This window comes from Streptomyces sp. NPDC002520, from assembly GCF_053595235.1.
In genome coordinates this window covers 1-25,608 of the sequence record NZ_JBSFXG010000016.1, presented here as the reverse complement: position 1 = coordinate 25,608, position 25,608 = coordinate 1, and the positions used below count along the sequence as shown (strand labels likewise).

The 25,608-nt window shown below is 71.2% G+C and carries 27 protein-coding genes and 1 pseudogene; 19 read left to right on the top strand and 9 right to left on the bottom strand.

Annotated features, from left to right (window positions below; all coding sequences use genetic code 11):
• Positions 1–66 precede the first annotated feature (66 nt).
• Positions 67–594, bottom strand: coding sequence for a RidA family protein (locus tag ACWD5D_RS22660; protein ID WP_451374543.1), 528 nt, complete (start codon positions 592–594; stop codon positions 67–69).
• Between the two features lie 354 nt (positions 595–948).
• Between ACWD5D_RS22660 and ACWD5D_RS22655 the strand changes: the two genes are divergently transcribed.
• Both ACWD5D_RS22655 and ACWD5D_RS22650 read left to right on the top strand, forming a co-directional pair.
• Positions 949–1,308 carry a DUF779 domain-containing protein gene (locus ACWD5D_RS22655; RefSeq protein ID WP_451374668.1) on the top strand — a complete coding sequence of 120 codons (360 nt, stop codon included), beginning with the start codon at positions 949–951 and terminating at the stop codon, positions 1,306–1,308.
• Positions 1,309–1,383: 75 nt separating this feature from the next.
• Positions 1,384–2,622 carry a phosphodiester glycosidase family protein gene (locus tag ACWD5D_RS22650; RefSeq protein WP_451374542.1) on the top strand — a complete coding sequence of 413 codons (1,239 nt, stop codon included), beginning with the start codon at positions 1,384–1,386 and terminating at the stop codon, positions 2,620–2,622.
• 1 nt (position 2,623) lies between these two features.
• On the opposite strand, the gene ACWD5D_RS22645 is transcribed toward ACWD5D_RS22650, so the two are convergent.
• From ACWD5D_RS22645 to ACWD5D_RS22620, 6 genes and pseudogenes are all read right to left on the bottom strand, one after another.
• Positions 2,624–2,818 (bottom strand): hypothetical protein, encoded by a 195-nt coding sequence (locus ACWD5D_RS22645; protein ID WP_451374541.1) that lies wholly within the window; start codon positions 2,816–2,818, stop codon positions 2,624–2,626.
• 102 nt (positions 2,819–2,920) lie between these two features.
• Positions 2,921–3,214, bottom strand: a pseudogene (locus ACWD5D_RS22640) (hypothetical protein); the annotation flags it as partial.
• A gap of 129 nt (positions 3,215–3,343) precedes the next feature.
• Positions 3,344–4,462, bottom strand: coding sequence for an acyl-CoA dehydrogenase family protein (locus tag ACWD5D_RS22635; RefSeq protein WP_451374540.1), 1,119 nt, complete (start codon positions 4,460–4,462; stop codon positions 3,344–3,346).
• The gene (locus tag ACWD5D_RS22630) at positions 4,459–5,643 is read right to left on the bottom strand and encodes an acyl-CoA dehydrogenase family protein (RefSeq protein ID WP_451374539.1); all 1,185 of its coding nucleotides are present in this window, start codon (positions 5,641–5,643) and stop codon (positions 4,459–4,461) included. Before ACWD5D_RS22630 ends, ACWD5D_RS22635 begins: the two co-directional genes overlap by 4 nt.
• Positions 5,640–6,611, bottom strand: coding sequence for an NADPH:quinone oxidoreductase family protein (locus ACWD5D_RS22625; RefSeq protein WP_451374538.1), 972 nt, complete (start codon positions 6,609–6,611; stop codon positions 5,640–5,642). The genes ACWD5D_RS22630 and ACWD5D_RS22625 overlap by 4 nt, the downstream gene beginning before the upstream one ends.
• Positions 6,612–6,707: 96 nt before the next feature.
• On the bottom strand, positions 6,708–7,292 hold the full coding sequence (locus ACWD5D_RS22620) for a helix-turn-helix domain-containing protein (protein WP_451374537.1): 585 nt from the start codon (positions 7,290–7,292) through the stop codon (positions 6,708–6,710).
• Positions 7,293–7,357: 65 nt separating this feature from the next.
• Here ACWD5D_RS22620 and ACWD5D_RS22615 point away from each other — a divergent pair, with 65 nt between their 5' ends.
• The 8 genes from ACWD5D_RS22615 to ACWD5D_RS22580 all read left to right on the top strand — a co-directional run bounded on the left by ACWD5D_RS22615 (position 7,358) and on the right by ACWD5D_RS22580 (position 15,284).
• Entirely contained in the window at positions 7,358–8,320 is a 963-nt protein-coding gene (locus tag ACWD5D_RS22615) for an NAD(P)/FAD-dependent oxidoreductase (protein WP_451374536.1), read from the top strand.
• A 29-nt stretch (positions 8,321–8,349) separates the two neighbouring features.
• Positions 8,350–9,888 (top strand): ATP-dependent DNA ligase, encoded by a 1,539-nt coding sequence (locus ACWD5D_RS22610; protein ID WP_451374535.1) that lies wholly within the window; start codon positions 8,350–8,352, stop codon positions 9,886–9,888.
• Entirely contained in the window at positions 9,885–10,358 is a 474-nt protein-coding gene (locus ACWD5D_RS22605; protein WP_451374534.1) for an NUDIX domain-containing protein, read from the top strand. The genes ACWD5D_RS22610 and ACWD5D_RS22605 overlap by 4 nt, the downstream gene beginning before the upstream one ends.
• Positions 10,359–10,434: 76 nt before the next feature.
• Positions 10,435–11,820, top strand: coding sequence for an NADP-dependent succinic semialdehyde dehydrogenase (locus ACWD5D_RS22600; RefSeq protein WP_451374533.1), 1,386 nt, complete (start codon positions 10,435–10,437; stop codon positions 11,818–11,820).
• Between the two features lie 25 nt (positions 11,821–11,845).
• Complete coding sequence (locus ACWD5D_RS22595; protein ID WP_451374532.1) at positions 11,846–12,079, top strand: DUF6213 family protein; 234 nt, start codon at positions 11,846–11,848, stop codon at positions 12,077–12,079.
• Between the two features lie 286 nt (positions 12,080–12,365).
• Entirely contained in the window at positions 12,366–13,430 is a 1,065-nt protein-coding gene (locus ACWD5D_RS22590) for a type III polyketide synthase (protein WP_451374531.1), read from the top strand.
• Positions 13,427–14,659 carry a cytochrome P450 gene (locus ACWD5D_RS22585; protein ID WP_451374530.1) on the top strand — a complete coding sequence of 411 codons (1,233 nt, stop codon included), beginning with the start codon at positions 13,427–13,429 and terminating at the stop codon, positions 14,657–14,659. The genes ACWD5D_RS22590 and ACWD5D_RS22585 overlap by 4 nt, the downstream gene beginning before the upstream one ends.
• Positions 14,660–14,666: 7 nt before the next feature.
• Positions 14,667–15,284, top strand: coding sequence for a cupin domain-containing protein (locus ACWD5D_RS22580; RefSeq protein ID WP_451374529.1), 618 nt, complete (start codon positions 14,667–14,669; stop codon positions 15,282–15,284).
• A gap of 86 nt (positions 15,285–15,370) precedes the next feature.
• Here the strand turns inward: ACWD5D_RS22580 and ACWD5D_RS22575 are convergent, their stop codons facing one another.
• Positions 15,371–16,627, bottom strand: coding sequence for an acyl-CoA dehydrogenase family protein (locus tag ACWD5D_RS22575; protein WP_451374528.1), 1,257 nt, complete (start codon positions 16,625–16,627; stop codon positions 15,371–15,373).
• 171 nt (positions 16,628–16,798) lie between these two features.
• Between ACWD5D_RS22575 and ACWD5D_RS22570 the strand changes: the two genes are divergently transcribed.
• On the top strand, positions 16,799–17,443 hold the full coding sequence (locus tag ACWD5D_RS22570; RefSeq protein ID WP_451374527.1) for a TetR family transcriptional regulator: 645 nt from the start codon (positions 16,799–16,801) through the stop codon (positions 17,441–17,443).
• Between the two features lie 81 nt (positions 17,444–17,524).
• Here ACWD5D_RS22570 and def read toward each other — a convergent pair whose 3' ends face one another.
• Positions 17,525–18,079: a peptide deformylase gene (gene def / locus ACWD5D_RS22565; protein WP_451374526.1), complete on the bottom strand. Its 555-nt coding sequence runs from the start codon at positions 18,077–18,079 to the stop codon at positions 17,525–17,527.
• A 151-nt stretch (positions 18,080–18,230) separates the two neighbouring features.
• On the opposite strand from def, the gene ACWD5D_RS22560 reads away from it, so the two are divergent.
• From ACWD5D_RS22560 to rocD, 8 genes are all read left to right on the top strand, one after another.
• Positions 18,231–19,469, top strand: a complete 1,239-nt coding sequence (locus tag ACWD5D_RS22560; protein ID WP_451374525.1) for a MurT ligase domain-containing protein — start codon at positions 18,231–18,233, stop codon at positions 19,467–19,469.
• A 21-nt stretch (positions 19,470–19,490) separates the two neighbouring features.
• On the top strand, positions 19,491–20,219 hold the full coding sequence (locus tag ACWD5D_RS22555; protein WP_451374524.1) for a type 1 glutamine amidotransferase: 729 nt from the start codon (positions 19,491–19,493) through the stop codon (positions 20,217–20,219).
• A 225-nt stretch (positions 20,220–20,444) separates the two neighbouring features.
• Positions 20,445–21,470, top strand: a complete 1,026-nt coding sequence (locus ACWD5D_RS22550; RefSeq protein ID WP_451374523.1) for a 6-phosphofructokinase — start codon at positions 20,445–20,447, stop codon at positions 21,468–21,470.
• A 166-nt stretch (positions 21,471–21,636) separates the two neighbouring features.
• Positions 21,637–22,587, top strand: a complete 951-nt coding sequence (locus ACWD5D_RS22545; protein ID WP_451374522.1) for a cytochrome c oxidase assembly protein — start codon at positions 21,637–21,639, stop codon at positions 22,585–22,587.
• Positions 22,588–22,658: 71 nt separating this feature from the next.
• Positions 22,659–22,826, top strand: a complete 168-nt coding sequence (locus ACWD5D_RS22540) for a hypothetical protein (protein WP_451374521.1) — start codon at positions 22,659–22,661, stop codon at positions 22,824–22,826.
• A 49-nt stretch (positions 22,827–22,875) separates the two neighbouring features.
• Complete coding sequence (locus ACWD5D_RS22535; RefSeq protein ID WP_451374520.1) at positions 22,876–23,361, top strand: Lrp/AsnC family transcriptional regulator; 486 nt, start codon at positions 22,876–22,878, stop codon at positions 23,359–23,361.
• A 165-nt stretch (positions 23,362–23,526) separates the two neighbouring features.
• Entirely contained in the window at positions 23,527–24,336 is an 810-nt protein-coding gene (ddaH, locus tag ACWD5D_RS22530) for a dimethylargininase (RefSeq protein ID WP_451374519.1), read from the top strand.
• Positions 24,336–25,556: an ornithine--oxo-acid transaminase gene (rocD, locus tag ACWD5D_RS22525; RefSeq protein WP_451374518.1), complete on the top strand. Its 1,221-nt coding sequence runs from the start codon at positions 24,336–24,338 to the stop codon at positions 25,554–25,556. Before ddaH ends, rocD begins: the two co-directional genes overlap by 1 nt.
• Positions 25,557–25,608: the final 52 nt, after the last annotated feature.

Genomic DNA, 25,608 nt, shown 5'->3' with positions numbered 1-25,608 from the left:
GCCCCCGTCCGGCGGGCGAAGTCCGCGGCCACGCCGAGGACTTCACGCCCCTCCTCGCGTCGGTCACTAACGGCGGGCGGTCACCTCGATCTCGATCACGAGTCCCGGCACGATCAGCTGACTGACCTGGACGGTCGTGGAGGTGGGGAAGGGCCCGTTCGCGTAGATGCTTTTCCGATACGGCAATGCACCGACCAGGGCGGACATATCAGTCACATACATGTTCTCGCGCACGACATGGCGGAAATCGAGGCCGTACTTGGCCAGGCTCTCCCTGATGCGCTCGTAGACGAATACCATCTGAGCGTTCAGGTCGCCGGGAGACACAGGATTGAAGTCCTTGTCGAGAGCCGCGGTGCCCGACAGCCACACAGTGTCGTCCACTCGGGCGCCCTGGGAATAGCCGAGTGACTTCTGCTGGGACTCCCAGTAGTAGAAGAGATCGGTGCGATTGGAGGCCGCCGACGCGTCGGAGGCCGGTATTTGGCTGGCGACGGCGGCTATTCCCGTGGCGCCGGCCCCTGCCAGAAAGCGGCGGCGTACCACTTTCCCGCCCACGGACTCGCCCGAGTCCGCCCGTCTTGGAGTGCTCACCTTTGAGGCCTCCTTCGAGGAGGGATGTCGGATGTCGACTCTTGCGCGGTCGAATTTCGCCGCTCTGAGCGCACGCCTCCATCTCGTTGTCCGAATGAATGCAAATGCCTGCACAGCGGATGGACGACCAAGAGTCATGATGGTTGCGCGGAGCGTAAGACACGCCTGAATGACGCGTCAACCATTTCCACGCGCGCGGAGGGGACCGAGGCAACAGACGGGTAATTCCCCACAAGAGCACCTGTTTCAGGGCCACGGGCGTCGGCCGGGCCGGCCAAGGACGCCTGATGGACACGAAGCTGACGAGCCGTGAGACTGGACGCCGCCACGCCCACGCTCGCCAGGACGGTGCCCATGGAAGAGGAAGTCCCGCGCGTCGAACTCACCCCGCAGGCCGCCGAACTGCTGCGCAGGCTGCGCGCCGAGCACGGCCCGCTGATGTTCCACCAGTCCGGTGGCTGCTGCGACGGCAGCGCGCCGATGTGCTACCCGGACGGCGAGTTCCGCACCGGCGGCTCCGACGTCCTGCTGGCCGAACTCGCCGTGGACGGCGTCGAGGAGCCGGTGACGTTCTGGATGTCGCGAAGCCAGTACGAGGTGTGGAGCCACACCCGGCTGATCGTGGACGTGGTACCCGGACGAGGGAGCGGGTTCTCCCTGGAGGCACCCGAGGGGGTACGTTTTCTCACCCGTTCTCGCGTAGTCGACGCCTAGCCACCCCGCGGGACCGCGCCGTCTGCTGCACTTCCCCCGAGTTCCCAAACAGTTGACGAGACATCAGGGGGCGCGATGACGCGACGCCGACGGCATTTCGCAGCGGGCAGATCGGTTCTCACGGTTCTCACGGCGTTCGGCGCACTGGCCGGTGCCGCCCTGTCGGGGGCGGCGCCGGCCGGTGCCGTACCGGCGGGCAGACACATCGCGCCGGGCGTCTCCTACCGGCAGTTCGACGTGCCGACGGCGGCGGGCACGGCGCACGCCCATCTGCTCACCGTGGAGCTGGGCAATCCGCACGTCCGCCTCGACCTGCTGTATCCGGGTGCGGTGGCCGCCCGCGCGACCGTCTCGAAGCTGGCCGACTCGGCCGGCGCGGTCGCGGGCGTGAACGGTGACTTCTTCAACATCACCGAGACCCAGCACCCGGGCGTCGAGGCCACCGGCGCGACCGTGGGCCCGGCGATCGCGCACGGCGAGGTGCTCAAGGCGGCGGTGCCCAAGGGCCAGCGGTTCGGGCCCTCACTGCCGCCGGGGACCACCACACAGGACGTGTTCGGCGTCGGCACCGACCGGCGGGCCCGGCTGGACCGGCTCGGCCTGGTGGGCTCGGCCGGCACCCCGGACGGGAATCTGCCGCTCAAGGGCCTCAACCAGTACGCGCTGCCGGTGAACTCCGTCGGCGCCTTCACCGCGCGCTGGGGCAGCGTGTCCCGCCTCCGCGCCACCTGCGGCACCGACACCGACCGGGCGGCGCCGTGCAGCACGGACACCCATGAGGTGACGGTGCGGGCCGGCCGGGTGGTCTCGGCCGCCGACACCCCGGGCAGGGGGGCGATCGGCGCCGGCACGACGGTCCTCGTGGGACGCGAGGCCGGCGCCCAGCAGTTGCGCAAGCTGTCGGTGGGCGACCCGGTGACGGTCACGCACGACCTGGTGGCCGCGTCGTCCGACGTCCCGTACGAGTTCGCGCTCGGCGGCTACCCGGTCCTGCGGGACGGCCTGCCCCTGTCAGGGCTCGACGACAGGACCTCGGCCGTGCGCACCTGCGTCGGCTTCACTCGGGACGGACGCCAGATGCTGCTCCTCGCCCTGGACGGGGCCGTCGCCTACCGCAGCGGGATGACCATCGCGGAGGAGGCGGGCACCATGCGCGGGCTCGGCGCCGCGAACGCGTTCAACGTCGACGGCGGCGGCTCGACGGAGATGGTCTCCCGGGCGTCGGGCGCGAGCGCCGTGACGGTGCTCAACCATCCGAGCGGGGGCGCCGAACGCCCGGTGCCGAACGGCATCGGGGTCTTCACCACCCCCTGACTCAGGGTTTCAGACCGCCCACCAGCTGGGCGGTCGCGGTGAGTCCGCTCTGGATGGTGGGGGCGATGCTGGTGCTGGCCATGAAGAAGCCGAACAGCATGCAGACCACGGCATGCGAGATCTTCAGCGCGCCGTTGCGCATGAAGATCACGGCAATGACCAGTAGCAGCAGCACCACGGACATGGAAACGGCCATCGGGAACCTCCTCCGCCACGCCCCTTGAGCGGCGTTCGGCCGCAAGTGTGGCGTAGCGGAGGGTTTTCCCGGGCGGCTGACGTGTCCCCCGATCGTGTGGTGTTACGCCTGCGGGTGGGCGTCGAGGAAGGCCTCCAGGCCCCCGAGGTCGTCGGTGTTGAGGTAGTCGACACCGCCCGCGAGCAGTTCGCTCCACAGGACGTCCCGGGCGGGGCCGGCGGCGTCCGGGGTGGCCCAGAACCGGATCTGCTGCCCGCGCGCGTGCGCGGCGGCGGTGATGCCGCGCAGCTTCCGCCGCTCGGCGTCCGGGAACGGGCCCACGCCCTGCCAGGTGAAGTTCAGGGTCCAGTTGTCGCTGATCAGCGGGGCGAAGGAGGCTGGGGCCGAGGTTTTGAGGCGTGCATCCGTCACCCAACAGGCCTTTGTCCATGGGGAGTTGGCTGAAGTGCTTTCCCTTGTTCACTTCGTCGGAGGGCGGGCACGCAACAGCCCGCCCCAGGTGGGGCGGGCTGTACGCGCCATGGGTCAGGGCGCCTGAAGATCGACCAGTTCGGCCAACGCGGAGCGGTGCGCGCCTGCGGTGCCGTAGGCGATCGAGTCGGCCTTGGCCCGCTTCAGGTACAGGTGGACGGGGTGCTCCCAGGTCATGCCGATCCCGCCGTGCAGTTGCAGCGCCTCCTCGGCGGCGTGGACGGCGACGGGGGCGGCGTAGGCCTGGGCGACGGCCACCGTGAGGTCGGCGTCGTCGCCGGTGGCCAGCGCGTCCGCGGCGGCGCGGGCGGCGGCCCGCAGGTTCACGACTTCCAGCCACAGCTGGGCGAGCCGGTGCTTGAGCGCCTGGAACCCGCCTACGGGCCGGTTGAACTGCTTGCGCTCCTTCAGATACCGGACCGTCTCGGTCAGCGCCCAGTCGGCGACACCGAGTTGCTCGGAGGCGAGCAGTCCGGCGGCGGCGCGCAGGGCTCGTCGTACGGCGGGTTCGGCGTCGCCGATCCGGCGGCCCGGGGCGCCGTCGAGAGTGACGGTGGCGAGCGGCCGGGTGAGATCCAGGGCGATCTGCGGGGTGACGGTCACCGCGTCGGCGGGCACGGCGTACAGCCCGCCGTCGTCGGCCGGGACGAGCAGCACGTCGGCGGCGGCCGCGTCCGCGACGCCGGTCAACTCGCCGCGCAGGGTGCCGTTCTCCAGCCGCACGACCGGGAAGGCGGCGCCGGGGGCGGTGTGCAGACCGACCGCGAGGGCGCCGACGGTGCGCCCGGAGGCGAGTCGGCCCAGCAGTTCCCCGTCCCCGCAGGCGAGCAGCGCCTCGGTGGCCACGACGGCGCTGGTGAGGTAGGGCACGGGTGCGACCGCTCGCCCCAACTCCTCCAGCACCACGGCGACTTCGCGGTGTGTGGCGCCCTGGCCGCCCTGCGCCTCGGGGATCAGCAGTCCCGCGAGGCCCATGTCGTCGGCGAGGGACTTCCACAGGGCGAGGTCGTGCGGGGCGTCCGACTCGGTGCGGGTGATGACGTCGGCTGCGGCGCAGTGGTCCGTGAGCAGATCGCGGACGGCGGCGCGCAGCGCCACCTCCTCCTCGGAGTACAGGAGGTCGCGCTCGGCGCTCGCGGCGTCCGGCGTGTTCGTCGCGTTCGGCGTGCTCATCGGGCGAGGTCCTTCCAGGCGACGTCCTTGTCGGTGCGCGGCTCGGCGGGCAGGCCCAGGACGCGCTCGGCGACGATGTTCAGCAGGATCTCGCTGGTCCCGCCCTCGATGCTGTTGCCCTTGGAGCGCAGGTAGCGGTAGCCGGCGTCACGGCCGGTGAAGTCGACCAGCTCGGGGCGGCGCATGGTCCAGTCGTCGTACAACAGGCCCTCCTCGCCGCGCAGTTCGACCTCCAGGCCGCTGATCTTCTGATTGAGGCGGGCGAAGGCGAGCTTCATGCCGGCGCCCTCCGGGCCGGGCTGGCCGGCGACGAGCTGCTGGCGCAGGCGCTCGGCGGTGAGCCGGGAGACCTCGGCCTCGACCCAGACGTCGAGCAGTCGCTGGTGCAGGTCGTGGGTGCGCAGTTCGGGGCGTTCCCGCCAGGTCTTCGAGACGGGGCCGATCATGCCGCCCTCGCGGGGCAGCCGCATGCCGCCGATGGCGACGCGTTCGTTGTTGAGCGTGGTCTGGGCGACCCGCCAGCCGTCGCCGACCTCGCCGAGGCGGCGGGAGTCGGGGATGCGGACGCCGGTGAGGAAGACCTCGTTGAACTCGGCCTCGCCGGTGATCTGCCGCAGCGGCCGCACCTCGACGCCCGGGTCGGTCATGTCGCAGATGAAGTAGGTGATGCCCGCGTGCTTGGGCACGTCCGGGTCGGTGCGGGCGATGAGGATGGCCCAGCGGGCGAGGTGGGCACTGGAGGTCCACACCTTCTGCCCGTCGACCACCCAGCCTCCCCCGCTCTCACGGACGGCACGGGTGCCGAGCGCGGCCAGGTCGGAGCCGGCGCCCGGCTCGCTGAACAGCTGGCACCAGACCTCCTCCCCCGTCCACAGCGGCCGCAGGTAGCGCCGCTTCTGCTCGTCGGTGCCGTAGCTCAGGACGGTCGGGGCGGCCATGCCGAGGCCGATGCCGATACGCCGGGGGTCGTTGTCGGGTGCGCCGGCGGCCTGCAGTTCGGTGTCCACGACGGCCTGGAGGGAGCGCGGGGCGCCGAGTCCGCCGAGGCCCTCGGGGTAGTGCACCCAGGCGAGTCCGGCGTCGAAGCGGGCCCGCAGGAAGTCGAGGGGGTCGGTGCTCGCGGGTGGGTGCGCGGCGAGCAACTCGGCGGTGCGGCGCTTGAGTTCTGCGGCGTCCGTCATGCCGTGGCTCCCTTCTCCATCAGCACGGCCACCCGGCCGGTGGTCACCCCGTCGGCGACCCGCTGCACGGCGCCGGCGGCCCCTTCCAGCGGTACCCGCTCGCTCAGCAGCGGCCTGATCGCGCCGCGCGCGGCCAGCTCGGAGAGCTGCTCGTGGCAGTGCAGGACGAGCGCGGGGTTCTTGGTGTTGTACAGACCCCAGTGGAGGCCGAGGATCGAGTAGTTCTTCACCAGCGCGTGGTTGAGCGCCGGGCTCGGGATGGTGCCACTGGCGAAGCCGACGACCACGATGCGGCCTTCGAAGGCGACCACCTTGGCGGACTGGGTGTAGGCCTCGCCGCCGACCGGGTCGTAGATCACATCGGCGCCGCGTCCGCCGGTGGCCTCCTTCACGGCGGCGACGACGTCCTCGGCGCGCCGGTCGACCACCACGTCGCAGCCCAGCTCGCGGGCGACGGCGGCCTTGCCGGCGCCTCCCACGACGCCGATGACGCGGGCCCCGGCGGCCTTGCCGAGCTGGACGGCGGCGCTGCCGACACCGCCGGCCGCCGCGTGCACGAGCAGGGTCTCCCCCGCCCGCAGGTTCGCCCGGCGGTGCAGGCCGAACCAGCCGGTCTGGTAGCCGATGTGCAGCGCGGCGGCCTCGGCGTCGTCCAGCGACTCGGGCGCGGGCAGCAGGGCGCGGGCGTCGGCGACGGCGTACTCGGCGAAGCCGCCGTACGGCAGCGCGGGGTTGGCGATCACCCGGCGGCCGTCCTCGGTCTCGCCGCAGATCTCCACGCCGGGCGTGAAGGGCAGCGGCGGCCGCACCTGGTACTGGCCCCGGCACAGCAGGGCGTCCGGGAAGTTGACGTTGGCGGCGCGCACGCGCAGCAGCACCTGTCCGTCGCCGGGCGTGGGCCGCTCCACGTCCACGAGACGCATCACCTCGCTCGGCTCGCCGTTCTCGTGCACTTGCCATGCCTGCATGCGGGGCCTCCACGGGACTGGACTGCGTCGTCTGACCGGGCTCGACGGCTCGACGGCATACTAAGCGGTCGCTTCGCATTGAGGGAACAGTGGGCGTCAGCCGGCCTGCCCACGCCGCGCCGGCCGCGCCCGCACATGCATCCGCTCCCCCTGCGCCCCGAACAGGCTCAGGAACTCCACGGGCCCCTCCCCCGTCGACCCGAACCAGTGCGGCACCCGCGTGTCGAACTCGGCCGCCTCCCCCGCCGACAGCACCACGTCGTGCTCCCCGAGGACCAGCCGCAGCCGCCCCGAGAGCACGTACAGCCACTCGTAGCCCTCGTGGGTGCGCGGGTCCGGCTCCTGCCTGCGCTTGGGTTCGTGGACCTTGAATGCCTGGAGGCCGCCGGGCTGGCGGGTCAGCGGCCAGAAGGTGCGGCCGTCCCGCTGCATGGGCCTGGCCCGCACCCGGGGGTCGCCGACGGGCGGGGCGCCGACCAGTTCGTCCAGCGGGACCTGGTGGGCCTGGGCGATGGGCAGCAGCAGCTCCAGGCTGGGCCTTCGCAGGCCGGACTCCAGCCGGGACAGCGTGCTGACGGAGATGCCGGTGGCCTCGGACAGCGCCGCCAGCGTCACCTCGCGCTCCTTGCGGAGCCGCCGCAGTCGCGGGCCCACTTCCACCAGTACGTCTTCGGTACTCATGGCTCATATTGCAGAAGCGGCAAATATGTTTGTCAATCCGGCAGGCGCTGGGCAACCGTCGCACCATGGCTGACAAGAACACGTACGAAGTGGTCGTCGTCGGGGGCGGCGCGGCCGGGCTGTCCGCCGCGCTGGTGCTGGGCCGGGCCCGGCGTCGCACGCTGGTCGTCGACGCGGGCGAGCCGCGCAACGCACCGTCCGCGCACATGCAGGGCTATCTGTCCCGGGACGGCATGTCACCCGCCGAGTTCCTGGCCGTCGGGCGCGAGGAGGTCGCCCGGTACGACGTGGACCTGGTGCGTGACCGGGTCGTCGGGGCGAGCAGGGACGAAGGCGTCACGGACTTCGCCGTGGTCCTCGAGAGCGGCCGGACCGTACGGGCCCGGCAGCTGGTCGTGGCCACGGGTCTGAAGGACGAGCTCCCGCCGGTCCCGGGCCTGGCCGGACGCTTCGGCCGGGACGTCGTGCACTGCCCGTACTGCCACGGCTGGGAGGTCCGCGACCTGGTGACCGGTGTGCTCGCCACGAGCCCGCTGAGCGTGCACCAGGCGCTGATGGTCACCCAGTGGTCCAAGGACGTGCGGCTCTTCCTGCACCAGGTCCCGCAGTCGGAGCTGACCGACGACGACCTGCGCAGGCTGGCCGCCGCCGGCGTCGCCGTCGTGCCCGGCGAGGTCGCGGAGCTGGTGATCGCCGAGGACCGGCTCACCGGGGTCCGGCTGGCTGGGGATACCCCCTCCGGGGGAGGCACGGTCCACGAATGCGAGGTGCTCTACGCCGCCCCGCGGCCCGTGCCGCAGAACGAGCTGCTGCTCCGGCTGGGCGCCGAGATGCGCGAGACGCCCTTCGGCGGCTACCCGGTGATCGACGAGCGGGGCCTGACGAGCGTGCCCGGCCTGTGGGCGGCGGGCAACGCCAGCGGCTTCGCCGAACAGGTGGTGAACGCGGTCAGCCGGGGCTACCGGGCCGGGGCGGCGATCAACGGGGAGCTGCTCTTCGCCGATCTGGACGCGGCCGTGCGGGTGTAGGGGCCCTGTGCCCGGTGCACCATGGCCTCATGCTGCTGACCCGGCTCGCCGAGGTGTCCCGGGAGGTCGCCACGACGGCGGCCCGGTCCCGCAAGACGGCCCTGCTCGCGGAGCTGTTCCGGGACGCGGAGGCGGAGGACGTGCCGATCGTCATCCCGTATCTCGCGGGGCGGCTGCCCCAGGGGCGGCTCGGCGTGGGCTGGAAGGTGCTGAGCCGCCGGGTCCCGCCGGCCGCCGAGCCGTCCCTGACCGTGCGCGAGGTCGACGCCCGGTTCACCGAGCTGGGCGCGGTGTCCGGCCCCGGCTCGCAGGCGGAGCGGGCACGGATCGTCGGCGAGCTGATGGGCGCGGCCACCGAGGGCGAGCAGCGTTTCCTGCGCGGCCTGCTCACCGGCGAGGTCCGCCAGGGCGCCCTGGACGCCGTCGCGGTGGAGGGTCTCGCCGAGGCGACCGGCGCGGACCCGGCGGACGTGCGGCGGGCGGTGATGCTCGCCGGGTCGCTGCAGACCGTGGCGCGGGCGCTGCTCGCCGGGGGCCCCGGGGCGCTGGAGCGGTTCCGGCTCACCGTGGGCCGTCCGGTGCTGCCGATGCTGGCGCAGAGCGCGTCCTCGGTCGGCGAGGCGGTGGAGAAGCTCGGCCCGTGCGCGGTCGAGGAGAAGCTGGACGGCATCCGTGTGCAGGTGCACCGGGCGGGCAGCACGGTGCGGATCCACACCCGGACCCTGGACGACATCACCGGCCGGCTGCCCGAAGTGACCCGTGCCGCCCTGGCGCTCGCGAGCGAGCGGTTCGTCCTCGACGGCGAAGTGATCTCCTTCGACGCGGACGGCCGGCCCCGCTCTTTCCAGGAGACGGCGGGCCGGGTCGGCTCCCGGACCGACGTGGCGAGGGCCGCCCTGGAGGTGCCCGTCACGCCCGTCTTCTTCGACGCGCTCCTGATCGGCGACCAGGACCTGCTCGACCTGCCGTTCTGCGAGCGGCACGCGCTGCTGGCCGATCTGGTGCCCGGCCCGATGCGGGTGCGCCGCACCGTGGCGGCGGGGCCGCAGCACATCCCCGAGGCGGAACGGTTCCTCGCCGCAGCCCTGGCCCGGGGCCACGAGGGCGTGGTCGTCAAGGCGCTGGACGCCCCCTACAGCGCGGGCCGGCGCGGCGCTTCCTGGCTCAAGGTCAAGCCCGTGCACACGCTCGACCTGGTCGTGCTGGCCGCCGAGTGGGGCCACGGCCGCCGCACCGGCAGGCTCTCCAACCTGCACCTCGGCGCCCGCGCCCCGGGCGGCGGCTACGCCATGCTCGGCAAGACCTTCAAGGGCATGACCGACGCGATGCTCGCCTGGCAGACGCGGAGGCTGCGGGACCTGGCGATCGAGGACGACGGCCGGGTGGTCACCGTCCGCCCCGAACTCGTGGTCGAGATCGCCTACGACGGTCTGCAGCGCTCCTCGCGCTATCCGGCGGGCGTCACCCTCCGCTTCGCCCGCGTGGTCCGCTATCGCGAGGACAAACGCCCAGAGGAGGCCGATACCGTGGAGGCCCTGCTGGCGGCCCACCCGGAGGTCACACCGTGACGGTGCGTGCGACGAAGCGCAGCGCGGGACTGTTGTTGTTCCGGCACACCGACGACGGTCTGGAGGTGTTGCTCGGCCACATGGGCGGCCCGTTCTTCGCGCAGAAGGAGAGCGGGGCGTGGACGGTGGTCAAGGGCGAGTACGGTCCGGACGAGCCCGCCTGGGAGGCGGCCCGGCGGGAGTTCCGGGAGGAGCTGGGGCTGGCGCCGCCCGACGGGGAGGCCGTACCGCTGGGCGAGGTCGCACAGGCGAACGGCAAGATCGTCACGGCCTGGGCGGTCGAGGCCGACCTGGACCCGGAGACGATCACGCCCGGCACGTTCACGATGGAGTGGCCCCCGCGCTCCGGCCGGACGCGGGAGTTCCCGGAGCTGGACCGGGTGGCGTGGTTCGGCGTGGACCGGGCCCGTGAGCTGATCGTCACCGCGCAGGCCGCGTTCCTCGACCGACTGGCCGAGTACTCGGGCTGAACAGGCGATCACACGTTGCGTTTGGCCGCGCCGCGCGCGAAGGTCGAGACACAGCCCGTTTCCAGGGGAGGCAGCCATGCCCATCGCGACGGTCAACCCGGTGAATGGCGAGACGCTCAAGACGTACGAGCCCATGGGTGAAGAGGAGCTGGAGCGCCGGCTCCAGCTCGCCGAGGCCACGTTCCGCACGTATCGGACGACCACGTTCAGCGAGCGCGCCCGCCTCCTGAACAAGGCCGCCGATCTCCTGGACGAGGACCTTCATGAGATCGCGCGGATCATGACCACCGAGATGGGCAAGCCGGTGAAGCAGGCCCGTGCGGAGGCCGCCAAGTGCGCCAAGGCCATGCGCTGGTACGCGGCGCGGGCCGAGGAGCTGCTGGCCGACGAGACGCCGGCCGAGCCGGACGTGCGGGACTCCGGGGCCTCCAGGGTCCGGGTCAGCTACCGCCCGCTGGGCCCGGTGCTCGCGGTGATGCCCTGGAACTTCCCCCTCTGGCAGGTGATCCGCTTCGCCGCGCCCGCGCTGATGGCGGGCAACGTCGGCCTGCTCAAACACGCCTCGAACGTCCCCCAGACCGCCCTGTACCTGGAGGACCTGTTCCACCGGGCGGGCTTCCCGGAGGGCGCCTTCCAGACGCTGCTGATCGGGGCGGGCGCGGTCGACGACATCCTGCGCGACGAGCGGGTGCGGGCCGCGACGCTCACCGGCAGCGAGCCCGCCGGGCGCGCGGTCGCCTCCACCGCCGGCGAGATGATCAAGAAGACGGTGCTGGAGCTGGGCGGCAGCGACCCCTACGTGGTCATGCCCTCCGCCGACCTCGACCGGGCGGCACAGGTCGCCGTGACCGCGCGCGTGCAGAACAACGGGCAGTCCTGCATCGCCGCGAAGCGGTTCATCGTGCACACCGACGTGTACGACGCCTTCACCGAGAAGTTCGTCGCCGGCATGAAAGCGCTCAAGGTCGGCGACCCGCTGGAGGAGGACACCGAGGTCGGGCCGCTCTCCAGCGAGCAGGGCCGGGCCGACGTGGAGGAGCTGGTCGACGACGCCAGGCGCAGCGGGGCCGAGGTGCTGTGCGGCGGGGCGCGTCCCGAGGGACCGGGCTGGTACTACCCGCCGACGGTGCTCGCGGGCATCACCCGTCAGATGCGCATCCACCGCGAGGAGGCGTTCGGCCCGGTCGCCACGCTGTACCGGGTGGACGATCTGGACGAGGCGATCCTGATCGCCAACGACTCGCCGTTCGGGTTGAGTTCGAACGTGTGGACGCGGGACGAGAACGAGATCGAGCGGTTCGCGCACGACCTGGAGGCCGGGGCCGTGTACGTGAACGGGATGACGGCCTCTCATCCGGCCTTCCCCTTCGGCGGGGTGAAGCGCTCGGGCTACGGACGTGAGCTGTCCGGGCACGGAATCCGGGAGTTCTGCAACATCACCACGGTTTGGCAGGGTGCGTGAGCGCCGCACGGCTAGCATCCGGTTTGTGAACCGCGAAGTGACTCTGCCCCTGATCGTGGACGACCGTGGGGTCCTGCAGGTGGCTGCGGCCGACGTCAGCAAGTTGCTGCGCACGGTGGGGGTCCGGTGGCTGCATCTCGTCGAGGACGGGGAGCAGGGGCTGGACGAGGACACGGTCGCCGCGCTGACCATCGAGCTGGCGAAGCTGGCCGATCGCATCGACGTGGCGTGCATCGCCCACAGCAGCGGGGCGCCGTAGAGGTTCGGTCACATTTTCGAGCACGGGTGGGGCGGGCCGGCCTCACCCACTCGGGCGGCCGTACGCCGACACCATCCGGTGCCCCCCTTGGGTGTTGCCCGCCCGGATGCCCTCAACTGGCCTTTGGCCTGCGGGAACAGGAGGCGGACGGGAGGCCGGTAGCACAGCGTCGTCCCCGATTCGGAGTAATCAGAATCGAGATCGTCGCCCTCGCGGGTGAGTCTGAATGGACCACCTTCTGACCGGCGGGCAAAGGCCTGCCGGACGGCGAAAGCAGGGACGGCTCATGGCGACTTTGTGCAGACCCTCGGTGTCCGTGCCGGAACACGTGATCACGATGGAGGAGACGCTGGAGCTGGCACGCTCCCGTCACGCGGACCACCCGCAGCTTCCACTCGCCCTCCGGTTGATCGAGAACACCGGAGTGCGCACTCGGCACATCGTGCAGCCCATCGAAGAGACCCTGAAGCACCCCGGGTTCGAGCAGCGCAACAAGCTCTACGAGGCGGAGGCCAAGGCCCGGGTCCCGGCGGTCATCCGGCAGGCGCTGGACGACGCCGAACTCCTCAGCTCCGACATCGACGCCCTCATCTACGTGTCGTGCACGGGCTTCATGATGCCCTCGCTCACGGCGTGGCTCATCAACGAGATGGGCTTCCCGAGCACCACCCGGCAGCTCCCCATCGCCCAGCTGGGCTGTGCGGCCGGCGGTGCGGCCATCAACCGGGCGCACGACTTCTGTTCGGCCTACCCGGAGGCCAACGCACTCATCGTGGCCTGCGAGTTCTGCTCGCTGTGCTACCAGCCCACCGACCTCGGCGTCGGCTCGCTGCTCTCCAACGGCCTGTTCGGCGACGGCATCGCGGCCGCCGTGGTGCGCGGCCGGGGCGGCACGGGAGTCCACCTGGAGCGCAACGGCTCGTACCTGATCCCCAAGACCGAGGACTGGATCGCGTACGACGTCCGGGACACCGGCTTCCACTTCCTGCTGGACAAGCGGGTGCCGACCACCATGGAGCCGCTCGCCCCGGCGCTCCAGGAACTCGCCGGCACGCACGGCTGGAACGCGTCGGAACTGGACTTCTACATCATCCACGCGGGCGGACCCCGAATACTCGACGACCTCAGCAAGTTCCTGCAGGTCGACCCCGAGGCCTTCCGGTTCAGCCGGGCCACGCTCACCGAGTACGGGAACATCGCGAGCGCCGTCGTCCTGGACGCACTGCGCCGGCTCTTCGACGAGGGCGGTGCCGAGCATCAGGCTCGCGGACTGCTGGCCGGCTTCGGTCCCGGCATCACCGCCGAGATGACGGTGGGCCGCTGGGTGAAGAACGGCGCGACGGCACGATGAGCGAGGAGACTCTCGCCGAGAACGAGACCCGGACCGAGGCACAGCCGCCGATCCGGCCATGGCCGGCGCTCGACCTCACCGGGACGGACTTCGACCCGGTTCTGAGCGAGCTGATGCGCGAGGGCCCGGTCGTCCGCGTCGCACTGCCCAACGGCGAGGGCTGGGCGTGGCTGGTCACCCGGTACGAAGACGTACGGGCGGTGGCCAACGACCCCCGGTTCAGCCGCGAGGCGGTCATGAACCACCCGGTCACCCGGCTCGCCCCGCACTTCATACCCGACCGGGGCGCGGTCGGCCTCCTCGACCCGCCCGACCACACCCGGCTGCGCCGCGCGGTCACTCCCGCCTTCACGGCCAAGGGCGTGGAACGGGTCCGGGACACGGCCCGAGCCATGCTGGACGAGCTCGTGGACGAGCTCATCCGGGGCGGGCCGCCCGCCGACCTCACCCATGCGGTGCTCAGCCCCTTCCCCATCGCGGTGATCTCCGAGCTGATGGGCGTGCCGGGGGCCGACCGGCACGACATGCACACCTGCACCCAGATGATCCTGTCCTCCGCGCACGGCAAGGAGGTCAGCGAGAAGGCCAAGCGCGAGATGGGCGCCTACTTCGCCGACCTCATCGGGCAGCGCGAGGGCAGCACGGCCGAGGACGTCACCTCGCTGCTCGGCGCCGCCCTGGGCCGGGGCGAGGTGACGCTGGAGGAGGCCGTCGGTCTCGCCGTCCTCCTCCAGATCGGCGGCGAGGCGGTCACCAACAACAGCGGGCAGATGTTCTACCTGCTGATGACCCGCCCCGACCTGGCCGAGCACCTCCGCCACCATCCCCCGTCGCGTCCGCGGGCCATCGACGAACTGCTGCGGTACATCCCGCACCGCAGCGCCGTCGGCCTGTCCCGGGTCGCGACGGAGGACGTGGAGATCAGAGGCCACCGGATCCGGACCGGCGAAGCGATCTATGTGTCCTATCTGGCCGCCAACCGCGATCCGGACGTCTTCCCCGACCCGGAGACGATCGACCTCTCCCGCAGCCCCAACCCGCATGTGTCGTTCGGCTTCGGCCCGCACTACTGCCCGGGCGGCCAGCTCGCCCGGCTGGAGTCGGAGCTGCTGGTCGACGCGCTGCTGGACCGGGTGCCGGGGCTGAAGCTGGCCGTCCCGCCGGACCAAGTGCCCTTCAGGAAGGGCGCGTTGATCCGCGGGCCCGCGGCCCTGCCCGTGACGTGGTGAGCTACCCATGACGACGACCGAAGGTCTTGCGGTACCCGAAGGGCCGGCGGGACGCACGGCCCGCCAAGTGGCGCCGGCTCAGCCCGAACCGCCCTTCCTGGAGACGACGGAGCCCGAAGGGCTGCTGGTCCCCCCGGGGCACGGACGCGTGGTCGAGACGGCGGCCCAGCGGGTCACGTTCAAGGTCACGGGCACCCACTCGCGGATGGCCTCCACCTTCGAGGTACAGGTCCCGCCCGGGTTCGACGTGGGCGCCCATGTACACACACGCAGTGAGGAGTTGTTCTACGTCCTCGAAGGCGAACTGGACGTGCTCGCCTTCGAACCACTGATCCGCACTCCTGACAACTGGCAGAGGTGGGAGTCGAGTTCGGGCAAACGGGTGGTCCGCGCCACCCCTGGCACGGTCATCGTCGTACCGCCCGGCTGCCCGCACGCGTTCGCGAATCCGACGGACACGCCCGCGAAGATGTTCTTCCAGTCGTCTCCGCCGCCGGATCACGAGCTCTACTTCGAGGAACTCCTGGAGATCCTCGACAGCGGCGGCCCACCCGACCAGGAGGCCATCGAGGCCCTGAGGGTGAAGTACGACATCGAACAACTGACACCCCTCAGGCACAGGTGAGCACCTAGGGGCGAGGGGAACTGCGCGACCGGCCACGATCAACGGATCGCCCGCATCACGCAGTTCCCCCCTCCCTCCCCGCGGCCCTACCGAATCGGCATCCCCGACAACGTGCGCGCGATGACGAGCCGCTGGATCTCGCTCGTCCCCTCGAAGATCGTGTAGATCGCCGCGTCCCGGTGCATCCGCTCGACCGGGTACTCACGGGTGTACCCGTTGCCGCCCAGGATCTGAATCGCCTGCGCCGTCACCGTCTTCGCCGTCTCACTGGCGAACAGCTTCGACATCGACCCCTCGGCCGAGGTGAACGGCTTGCCGCTCACGGCCATCCACGACGCCCGCCACACCAGCAGCCGCGCCGCGTCGATCTGCGTCCGCATGTCGGCGAGCTGGAAGGCGACGCCCTGGTTGTCGATGATCGGCCGCCCGAACTGCTCGCGCGTCTTCGCGTAGTCGAGGGCGACCTCGTAGGCGGCCCGGGCGGTACCCAGCGCCATGGCTCCCACGGCGGGCCGGCTCGCCTCGAACGTGGCCATCGCCGCGTTCTTCACGCTCCCCCAGCCGGCGGCCGGGGGGACCCCCACCCCGCCGCCGGCCTTCGCCTTCTCGCGGACCCGGGCGAGCCGCTCGTCCAGCTTCTCCTTGCCGCCGAGCAGGCAGGAGCCCGGGACGCGGACGTTGTCGAGGACGACCTCGGCGGTGTGCGAGGCACGGATGCCGTGCTTCTTGAACTTCTGGCCCTGGGTGAGGCCCTCCGTGCCCGGCGGGACGATGAAGGAGGCGTGGCCCTTCGAGCCCAGCTCGGGGTCGACGCAGGCGACGACGACGTGGACGCCCGCGATGCCGCCGTTGGTCGCCCAGGTCTTCGTGCCGTTGATCACCCACTCGTCCTTGGCCTCGTCGTAGACGGCACGCGTGCGTATGGAGGCCACGTCGGAGCCGGCGTCGGGCTCGGAGGAGCAGAAGGCGGCGACCTTGACGTCGTTCTGGTCGCCGTACATCTGCGGGATCCAGGTGCCGATCTGTTCCTCGGTCCCGTTGGCGAGAACGCCCACGGCGGCCAGACCGGTGCCCACAATGGAGAGGGCGATGCCCGCATCACCCCAGAACAGCTCCTCCATGGCCATCGGTATACCGAGGCCGGTGGGGTCGAAGAACTGCTGCGCGTAGAAGTCGAGGGAGTAGATGCCGACCTTCGCGGCCTCCTGGATGACCGGCCAGGGAGTCTCCTCACGCTCGTCCCATTCGGCGGCCGCGGGGCGGATCACGTCGGCGGCGAAGCCGTGCAGCCAGTCCCGGACCTCCTTCTGTTCGTCGTTGAGCTCCATGGTGAACTCGGCCATGTCCCCTCCAGCGGCGGAACGTGCGATGTTACTTGCGGTAACCCGAGTCTGTTACTCACCAGTAGGAAAAGTCAACTCCTGATGACGCCTCGGCATCCCGTTCGATGTCACCGGCAAGGTCAGTGTTAGTTTGCGCAGGCGTCACCGAACCAGCACGGGTGGGGAGAACTCATGGACACCACGCAGCGGACCGATCAACAGCGGTCCGCCGACCGCCGACGGCGCGAGCTGCTGGAGGCCGCCGACAGGGTGGTGCTGCGCGACGGCCCGCAGGCGTCGATGAACGCGATCGCGGCGGAGGCGGGCATCACCAAGCCGATCCTCTACCGGCACTTCGGTGACAAGGGCGGTCTTTACGCGGCCTTGGCCAAGCGGCACACGGACGCACTGCTCGACTCCCTGCGGGCGGCGCTGGACGCTCCGGCCGAACGGCGCGAGCGGGTCGAATCCACCCTGGACACCTACCTCGCGGCGATCGAGGCGCGGCCCCAGGTGTACCGGTTCCTGATGCATCCGGCGGAGGCGGGCCAGGGCGGCGACCACGGCTTCGACGTCGGCAAGCACAGCGCCCCGCTGCTTCGGCGGATGGGCGAGGAACTGGCCCAGGTCATCGAGGAGCGCTTGGATCTCGGACCGGAGAGCCAGCGGCTCGCCCGGGTGTGGGGCCACGGCATCGTCGGGATGATGCACGCGGCCGGGGACTGGTGGCTCGGGGAACGGCCGTGTCCCCGGGCCGAACTGGTCAGATCGCTCGCCGATCTGCTGTGGGGCCGGCTCGCGGCGGCCGGGGACAGGATCGGCGGCCCCGGGTTCTGACGCTCGTCTCACGGACGCGGGCCGGCGGGGGCCGGTCACGCCCGGCCGGCGGGACCGCACCTCGAACACGGCCCCGCACCCCTAGCCGAGTGCGCTCCCCCGGTGCCAGGAAGACCGCTCGATCTGCCGCGTCAGTCTGCGCCCTCGCCGGCCCGTCAGGTGGTCGGCGTAGACCCGGCCCTCCACGTGGTCGGTCTCGTGCTGCAGGCAGCGCGCGAAGAATCCCGTGCCGTGCACGGTGACCGGCTCCCCCGTCGTCGTGAAGCCCTCGACCACCGCGTGGTCGTACCGTTCCGTGCCCGCTTCCAGACCCGGCAGGGACAGGCAGCCCTCCGGGCCGCGGATCACGACACCGTCCGCTTCCACGAGCCGCGGATTCACGACATGTCCGAGATGCCGCACATCCTCGTCGTCTGGACAGTCGTAGACGAACACCCGCAAAGGGACACCGATCTGGTTCGCGGCCAGGCCCACCCCCTGGGCCGCGTACATGGTGGCGAACAAGTTCTCCACGAGGGCGGCGAGTTCGGGGCCGAAGTCGGTGACGTCCTCGCAGGGCCGGTGCAGAACGGGGTCACCGAGCAGGGAAAGGGGCCGGACGCGCCCGTGGGCGCCCGGGATCGAGCCGTGTCGCATGGCGGCAAGGGTACGGTTCGTTCGAGCTCATGCCCGCCGCGAGGCGTGGGCCGGGATTCGGGTGTGCGAATGAATCTCGATAGGCTGAGCTCCACACCACGTTGCCGGATGGCCCCAGGCGCGGCGCGTACGCAAGGAGGATCGAGAACTGATGGCAGGCAACTCGGACCCGCTCACGCCGCGGGCCAAGCTGGCCGTGACCGCGGGCAAGGCGGTCGCTGCGGCCTCTCGCGCCGCAGGGCGCGGCAGCGGGTCGGTGATCGGTGGCCGGGTCGCGCTGAGACTCGACCCCGACCTGCTCGCCCGGCTCGCCCAGAACCTGGACGTGACCCTGGTCTCGGCGACCAACGGCAAGACCACGACCACCCGGCTGATCGCCGAGGCGCTGCGCGCCGCGGGCCCGGTCGTGTCGAACGCGCTGGGCGCCAACATGCCGGCCGGCATCACCTCCGCGCTCGCGGGCGGCTCGGAAGCGAAGTTCGGCGTCATCGAGGTCGACGAGAAGTACCTGGCCGGTGTGGCGCGGGACACCAGCCCGAAGTGCATCGCGCTGCTGAACCTCTCCCGTGACCAGCTGGACCGCGCGGCCGAGACCCGCATGCTCGCGGAGAACTGGCGCGAGGGCCTGGCCGGCTCCAAGGCGGTCATCGTCGCCAACTGCGATGACCCGCTGGTGGTGTGGGCCGCCTCCTCCTCCCCGAACGTGATCTGGGTCGCGGCCGGGCAGATGTGGAAGGACGACGCCTGGTCCTGCCCGTCCTGCGGCGGCGTGATGCAGCGCCCCGGCGACGACTGGTTCTGCAACGAGTGCGGTTTCCGCCGGCCGACGCCGAGTTGGGCGCTCTCCGGCGACCACGTCCTCGACCCGCACGGGTCCGCCTGGCCGATCCACCTCCAGCTGCCGGGCCGCGCCAACAAGGCGAACGCGGCCAGCTCCGCGGCCGTCGCCGCCGTCTTCGGGGTGCCGCCGCAGGTCGCCCTGGAGCGGATGTACCAGGTGCAGGCCGTCGCCGGCCGGTACGACGTCGTCCAGTTCCAGAGCCGCGACCTGCGGCTGCTGCTGGCCAAGAACCCGGCCGGCTGGCTGGAGACGTTCTCCCTGATCGACCCGGCACCCGCCCCGGTGATCCTGTCCGTGAACGCGCGCGGGGCCGACGGCACCGACACCTCGTGGCTGTGGGACGTCGACTACACGCGGCTGACCGGCCACCCGATCTTCGTCCTCGGTGACCGTAAGCTGGACCTCGCCGTCCGCCTGGAGGTCGCGAACCAGCAGTTCCAGGTCTGCGACAGCCTCGACCAGGCCGTCCAGGCGGCCCCGCCGGGACGCATCGAGGTCATCGCGAACTACACCGCGTTCCAGGACCTGCGCCGTCGCGTCGGCAACTGATCATCGAAGGGCGATCACCTCATGAGCGACAACCAACTGCGGCTGGTGTGGATCTACCCGGACCTGCTGAGCACCTACGGCGACCAGGGCAACGCGCTCGTCGTGGAGCGCCGGGCGCGCCAGCGCGGCCTGGACGTGGCCCGGCTGGACGTGCGCAGCGACCAGCCGATCCCCACCTCCGGTGACATCTACCTCATCGGCGGCGGCGAGGACCGGCCGCAGCGGCTGGCGGCCGAGCGGCTGCGCCGCGACGGCCATCTGCACCGGGCGGTGGAGAACGGCGCGATCGTGTTCTCCGTGTGCGCCGGCTACCAGATCCTCGGCCACGAGTTCATCAACGACCTCGGACAGCGCGAGCCGGGCCTCGGCCTGCTCGACGTGGTGTCGGTGCGCGGCGAGGGCGAGCGGTGCGTCGGCGACGTCCTCGCGGACATCGACCCTCAGCTCGGCCTGCCCCAGCTGACCGGTTTCGAGAACCACCAGGGTGTGACCCATGTGGGCCCGAACGCCCGCCCCCTCGCCCAGGTGAAGATCGGCCGGGGCAACGGCACCGGGGACGGCACGGAGGGCGCGTACAACGGGACCGTGTTCGGCACGTACATGCACGGGCCGGTCCTCGCGCGCAACCCGCAGATCGCCGACCTGCTGCTGAAGCTGGCGCTCGACGTGAACGCGCTGCCGCCGGTCGACGACCACTGGTACGAGGCGCTCCGCACCGAGCGTGTCGAGGCCGCGCAGCAGCCCGCGTAGCGCGGGCGACGTCCCGGAACCACGGCAGCGCTTTCCGGCACGGCCGGGGCTTTCCGGCAGGGCCGGAGCGGGCCCGCCTGACGGTCCGTCCGCTCACATGTGCGGGCGCGTCCAACAGGCGGACGCCCGCTACGGCGCCACCCCCTCACGCCGGTAGGCTGGCCGGAAATCCGCCGGACGACGTGGTCCGGTTTTCCGGCCCACGTTGAGAAGGTATTGCGGGCTATGCGCATTGGTGTCCTCACGTCCGGCGGCGACTGCCCAGGCCTCAACGCCGTCATCCGGTCCGTCGTGCACCGCGCCGTCGCCGACCACGGTGACGAGGTCATCGGCTTCCGGGACGGCTGGAAGGGCCTCCTGGAGTGCGACTACACGAAGCTCGACCTCGACGCCGTGGGCGGCATCCTGGCGCGCGGCGGCACCATCCTGGGCTCCTCCCGGGTCCGCCCCGAGCATCTGCGCGACGGAGTGGAGCGGGCCCGGGGCCATGTCGCGGAACTCGGTCTGGACGCGATCATCCCGATCGGCGGTGAGGGCACGCTGAAGGCGGCCCAGCTGCTGTCGGCGGGCGGGCTGCCCATCGTGGGCGTGCCCAAGACCATCGACAACGACATCGCCGTCACCGATGTCACCTTCGGCTTCGACACGGCCGTCACCGTGGCCACCGAGGCCCTCGACCGGCTGAAGACCACCGCGGAGTCGCACCAGCGCGTGCTGATCGTGGAGGTCATGGGCCGGCACACCGGCTGGATCGCGCTGCACTCGGGCATGGCGGCCGGCGCCCACGCGATCGTCGTGCCGGAACGGCCCTTCGACATCGAGGAGTTGACCCGTCAGGTCGGCGCGCGGTTCGAGGCGGGCAAGCGGTTCGCCATCGTGGTCGCCGCGGAGGGGGCCAAGCCGCGCCCCGGCTCCATGGAGTTCGACGAGGGCGGCAAGGACATCTACGGCCACGAGCGCTTCGCGGGGATCGCCGGGCAGCTGTCCGTCGAGCTGGAGCACCGGCTCGGCAAGGAGGCTCGGCCGGTCATCCTCGGTCACGTCCAGCGCGGTGGTACGCCGACGGCGTACGACCGGGTGCTCGCCACGCGCTTCGGCTGGCACGCGGTGGAGGCCGTGCACCGCGGTGAGTTCGGCATGATGACGGCGCTGCGCGGGACCGACATCGTGACGGTGCCGCTGGTGGAGGCCGTGGAGACGCTCAAGACGGTTCCCACGGAGCGGTACGACGAGGCGGAGTGCGTCCTGTAGTGGCGAAGTGCGTCCTGTAGTGGCGGAGTGCGTCCTGTAGTCCGCCCGGGAACAACCCGCCTGGAACACCCGGCGGCAACCCGCCCCCGGTCACAGCCGTGACCGGGGGCGGTTCTAGTCTGGGGCGGACAGACTTGCACAACCCCCACGAATCAGGAGCCGTCGGATGGATCACAGCGGGCACGGCATGATGACGGATCTGCCGCCGTTCACGCTGGGGCGGGGGCTCCAGTGGTCGACGGATCCCTTCTTCCTCGTCGCCTGTCTGGCCGGGCTGGCCCTGTACGGCTGGGGTGTCGTGCGGCTGCGGCGGCGGGGCGACAGCTGGCCCGTCGCCCGTACGGTGTCGTACGTCGCCGGTGTGCTCACCGTCCTGCTGGTGATGTGCACCGGGCTGAACGACTACGGCATGGTGATGTTCAGCGTGCACATGGTGCAGCACATGGTGATCAGCATGCTGTCGCCGATCCTGATCCTGCTGGGCGCGCCGGTCACGCTGGCGCTGCGGGCGCTGCCGACGGCCGGCCGGGGCCGCAAGGGGCCGCGGGAACTGCTGCTGGCGCTGCTGCACAGCCGGTACATGCGGATCATCACCCACCCGGCGTTCACCATCCCGATGTTCATCGCGAGCCTGTACGCGCTGTACTTCACCCCGCTGTTCGACTTCCTGATGGGGTTCCGGGCCGGGCACATCGCGATGATGGTGCACTTCCTCGCCGTGGGCGTGGTGTTCTTCTGGCCGATCATCGGTGTCGACCCGGGGCCGCGGCGCCCGGGTCATCTGATGCGCATGCTGGAGCTGTTCGCGGGCATGCCGTTCCACGCGTTCTTCGGCATCGCGTTGATGATGGCGTCGGAGCCGATGATCTCCACGTTCCAGCACCCGCCCGCCTCGCTCGGCATCGAGGCGCTCTCCGACCAGAGCGCGGCCGGCGGCATCGCCTGGGCGTTCAGCGAGGTCCCGTCGGTGCTGGTGCTGATCGCGCTGCTGTTCCAGTGGTACGGCTCCGAACAGCGGCAGGCCAAGCGCAAGGACCGGGCCGCCGACCGGGACGGTGACAAGGAGCTGGAGGCGTACAACGCCTATCTGGCCTCTCTCAACGCGCGCCAGGGCTGAGTCCGCGGTATGCCGCTCGGGCCGGAATCGGGGCACCATGGTGGAGGACGGACCATGAGGAGGGTGCCGCGATGCCCGGTTCCACGAACGGTTCCACCAAGGCGATGGGGGCGCTGACCGTCGGCGGGCTCGTCCTCGTCACGGCGTACACGGTCGCGCTCGGCAGCAACGGCTGGCTGTGGTTCGGGTGGGTGGTCCTGGGTCTCCTGACGCTCGCCATGGTCCTGACCCAGTCATAGGGGCCCCTAGCCCGCGCGCCGCGCGAGCGGGGCTGATTACAGTTCCCGCATGAACAGCAAGGCCCCTTCCTTCGACGATCTCGACCGCAAGATCATCACCGCGCTGATGACGAACGCCAGAACCAGCTTCGCCGAGATCGGCGCGGCGATCGGGCTGTCGGCCACGGCGGTCAAGCGGCGCGTGGACCGGCTGCGCGAGACCGGGGTGATCACCGGGTTCACGGCGACCGTGAAGCCGTCCGCGCTCGGCTGGCGCACGGAGGCGTACGTAGAGGTGTACTGCGAGGGCGCGGCCCCGCCCCGGCGCCTGGCGGAGGTCGTCCGCAACCATCCGGAGATCACGGCGGCCATGACCGTGACCGGGGGCGCCGACGCGCTGCTCCATGTGCGGGCGCGCGATGTCGAGCACTTCGAGGAGGTGCTCGAGCGGTTCCGCGCGGAACCGTTCATCCGGAAGACGATCAGTGTGATGGTGCTGTCCCACCTTCTCCCCGAAAGCCCGGAAGCGGGCGCCACCCAGCCCGCACCCGAGTGACCTGCGCCCAAACCTCGAATGCGCGCAGGGGTCGTGCGTTGTCCCAGGTGAGAACGCAACGATGCTGCGCGCACACGCAGCTTTTCTTGCTTGTCGAGTCCCCGTGCCGCTTTCTACCGTTGTCTCACCCCCAAGTGACTCACCGATAAGCGGAGGAAACCCTCTGTGGCCGAAAGTCGTGTGGCGCGCCCCCGGCGCTTCCTCGTCTGCGAACCCAGACATTTCGCGGTCCAGTACGCGATCAATCCCTGGATGCATCCCGACACACCCGTGGATGTGGACCTGGCCCAGGAGCAGTGGCAGGCGCTGATCCGCGCCTACCGCGCCCACGGCCACACCGTCGACTCCGTCGACCCGGTCGCGGGCCTGCCCGACATGGTCTTCTCCGCGAACGCCGCGTTCGTGGTCGGCGGCCGGGTCTTCGGCTCCCTGTTCCACGCGGCGGAGCGGCGCCCCGAGTCCGTCCACTACGACACCTGGTTCAAGGCGGCGGGCTACGACGTGTACCGCCCCGAGGCGGTGACCGAGGGCGAGGGCGACCTGGTGTGGACCGGCAGGTACGTGCTGGCGGGCACCGGTTTCCGCACCACCCGCGAGGCCCACCGGGAGGCGCAGGAGTTCCTCGGCCACCCGGTGATCGGGCTGACGCTGGTGGACCCGTACTTCTACCACCTGGACACGGCGCTGTTCGTACTCGACGACGACAACGTCGCCTACTACCCGGAGGCCTTCTCGGAGGGCAGCCGGGAGGTGCTCCAGCGCCTGTTCCCGGACGCGGTGCTCGCCACCCGCGACGACGCGATGGCGTTCGGGCTCAACTCCGTGTCGGACGGCCGGCACGTCTTCATCGCACCCCAGGCCGAGGTGCTGGCCGCGCGCCTGGCCGACCACGGTTACGACCCCGTCCCCGTCGACCTGTCGGAGTTCCACAAGGCCGGCGGAGGCATCAAGTGCTGCACCCAGGAGATCCGCTGATGACCGCACCCGCGCACTCGCGCACGTCCGACGACCTGATCCGGGCGGAGGAGCCGGTACTCGCGCACAACTACCACCCCCTGCCCGTGGTGGTGGCGCGGGCGGAGGGCACCTGGGTGGAGGACGTCGAGGGCCGCCGCTACCTGGACATGCTGGCGGGCTACTCGGCACTGAACTTCGGCCACCGGCACCCCGCCCTGATCGAGGCCGCGCACCGCCAGCTGGACCGGCTGACCCTCACCTCCCGCGCCTTCCACAACGACCGGCTCGCCGAGTTCGCCGAGCGGCTCGCGGCACTGACCGGCCTGGACATGGTGCTGCCGATGAACACCGGCGCCGAGGCGGTGGAGAGCGGCATCAAGCTGGCCCGCAAGTGGGCGTACGACGTGAAGGGCGTCCCGGCCGACCGGGCGACGATCGTGGTCGCGGCGGACAACTTCCACGGCCGTACGACGACCATCGTCAGCTTCTCCACGGACGAGACGGCCCGTGCCGGGTTCGGCCCCTTCACCCCCGGTTTCCGGGTCGTGCCGTACAACGACCTGGCCGCGCTGGAGGAGGCGGTCGACGAGACCACGGCCGCGGTACTGATCGAGCCCATCCAGGGCGAGGCCGGCGTGATCATCCCGGACGAGGGCTACCTCGCCGGCGTCCGTGAGCTGACCCGCCGCAAGGGCTGCCTGTTCATCGCGGACGAGATCCAGTCCGGCCTCGGCCGCACCGGCCGTACCCTCGCCGTCGAGCACGAGGACGTCGTCCCGGACGTGCTGCTGCTCGGCAAGGCGCTCGGCGGCGGCATCGTGCCGGTGTCGGCGGTGGTGGCCCGGCGCGAGGTCATGCAGGTGCTGCACCCGGGCGAGCACGGCTCCACGTTCGGCGGCAACCCACTGGCGGCGGCGGTCGGCACGGCGGTGGTCGAGCTGCTGGAGACCGGTGAGTTCCAGCGCCGCGCCACCGAGCTGGGCGTGATCCTGCGCGGCGGCCTGACCACGCTGCTCGGCAAGGGCGTGACCGGGTTCCGGGCGCGCGGCCTGTGGGCGGGCGTCGACGTCGACCCGGCCCTGGGCACCGGCCGGGAGATCAGCGAGCGGCTGATGCGCGAGGGGGTCCTGGTCAAGGACACCCACGGTTCCACGATCCGCATCGCTCCCCCGCTGACCATCACCGCCGACGAACTGCACTCGGCGCTGGGCTCGCTGGAGAAGGTGCTGGGTTCCTGACCCGCGTGCCGGGTTCGTGAGAGGGGTGGGGGCGGCCGCCGGCCGCCCCCCG

Coding starts and splice junctions, on each gene's coding strand:
- ACWD5D_RS22655 (WP_451374668.1), top strand. CDS start 949: ATGGAAGAGGAAGTCCCGCGCGTCGAACTCACCCCGCAGGCCGCCGAA.
- ACWD5D_RS22650 (WP_451374542.1), top strand. CDS start 1,384: ATGACGCGACGCCGACGGCATTTCGCAGCGGGCAGATCGGTTCTCACG.
- ACWD5D_RS22645 (WP_451374541.1), bottom strand. CDS start 2,818: ATGGCCGTTTCCATGTCCGTGGTGCTGCTGCTACTGGTCATTGCCGTG.
- ACWD5D_RS22635 (WP_451374540.1), bottom strand. CDS start 4,462: ATGAGCACGCCGAACGCGACGAACACGCCGGACGCCGCGAGCGCCGAG.
- ACWD5D_RS22630 (WP_451374539.1), bottom strand. CDS start 5,643: ATGACGGACGCCGCAGAACTCAAGCGCCGCACCGCCGAGTTGCTCGCC.
- ACWD5D_RS22625 (WP_451374538.1), bottom strand. CDS start 6,611: ATGCAGGCATGGCAAGTGCACGAGAACGGCGAGCCGAGCGAGGTGATG.
- ACWD5D_RS22620 (WP_451374537.1), bottom strand. CDS start 7,292: ATGAGTACCGAAGACGTACTGGTGGAAGTGGGCCCGCGACTGCGGCGG.
- ACWD5D_RS22615 (WP_451374536.1), top strand. CDS start 7,358: ATGGCTGACAAGAACACGTACGAAGTGGTCGTCGTCGGGGGCGGCGCG.
- ACWD5D_RS22610 (WP_451374535.1), top strand. CDS start 8,350: ATGCTGCTGACCCGGCTCGCCGAGGTGTCCCGGGAGGTCGCCACGACG.
- ACWD5D_RS22600 (WP_451374533.1), top strand. CDS start 10,435: ATGCCCATCGCGACGGTCAACCCGGTGAATGGCGAGACGCTCAAGACG.
- ACWD5D_RS22590 (WP_451374531.1), top strand. CDS start 12,366: ATGGCGACTTTGTGCAGACCCTCGGTGTCCGTGCCGGAACACGTGATC.
- ACWD5D_RS22585 (WP_451374530.1), top strand. CDS start 13,427: ATGAGCGAGGAGACTCTCGCCGAGAACGAGACCCGGACCGAGGCACAG.
- ACWD5D_RS22580 (WP_451374529.1), top strand. CDS start 14,667: ATGACGACGACCGAAGGTCTTGCGGTACCCGAAGGGCCGGCGGGACGC.
- ACWD5D_RS22575 (WP_451374528.1), bottom strand. CDS start 16,627: ATGGCCGAGTTCACCATGGAGCTCAACGACGAACAGAAGGAGGTCCGG.
- ACWD5D_RS22570 (WP_451374527.1), top strand. CDS start 16,799: ATGGACACCACGCAGCGGACCGATCAACAGCGGTCCGCCGACCGCCGA.
- def (WP_451374526.1), bottom strand. CDS start 18,079: ATGCGACACGGCTCGATCCCGGGCGCCCACGGGCGCGTCCGGCCCCTT.
- ACWD5D_RS22560 (WP_451374525.1), top strand. CDS start 18,231: ATGGCAGGCAACTCGGACCCGCTCACGCCGCGGGCCAAGCTGGCCGTG.
- ACWD5D_RS22555 (WP_451374524.1), top strand. CDS start 19,491: ATGAGCGACAACCAACTGCGGCTGGTGTGGATCTACCCGGACCTGCTG.
- ACWD5D_RS22550 (WP_451374523.1), top strand. CDS start 20,445: ATGCGCATTGGTGTCCTCACGTCCGGCGGCGACTGCCCAGGCCTCAAC.
- ACWD5D_RS22545 (WP_451374522.1), top strand. CDS start 21,637: ATGGATCACAGCGGGCACGGCATGATGACGGATCTGCCGCCGTTCACG.
- ACWD5D_RS22540 (WP_451374521.1), top strand. CDS start 22,659: ATGCCCGGTTCCACGAACGGTTCCACCAAGGCGATGGGGGCGCTGACC.
- ACWD5D_RS22535 (WP_451374520.1), top strand. CDS start 22,876: ATGAACAGCAAGGCCCCTTCCTTCGACGATCTCGACCGCAAGATCATC.
- rocD (WP_451374518.1), top strand. CDS start 24,336: ATGACCGCACCCGCGCACTCGCGCACGTCCGACGACCTGATCCGGGCG.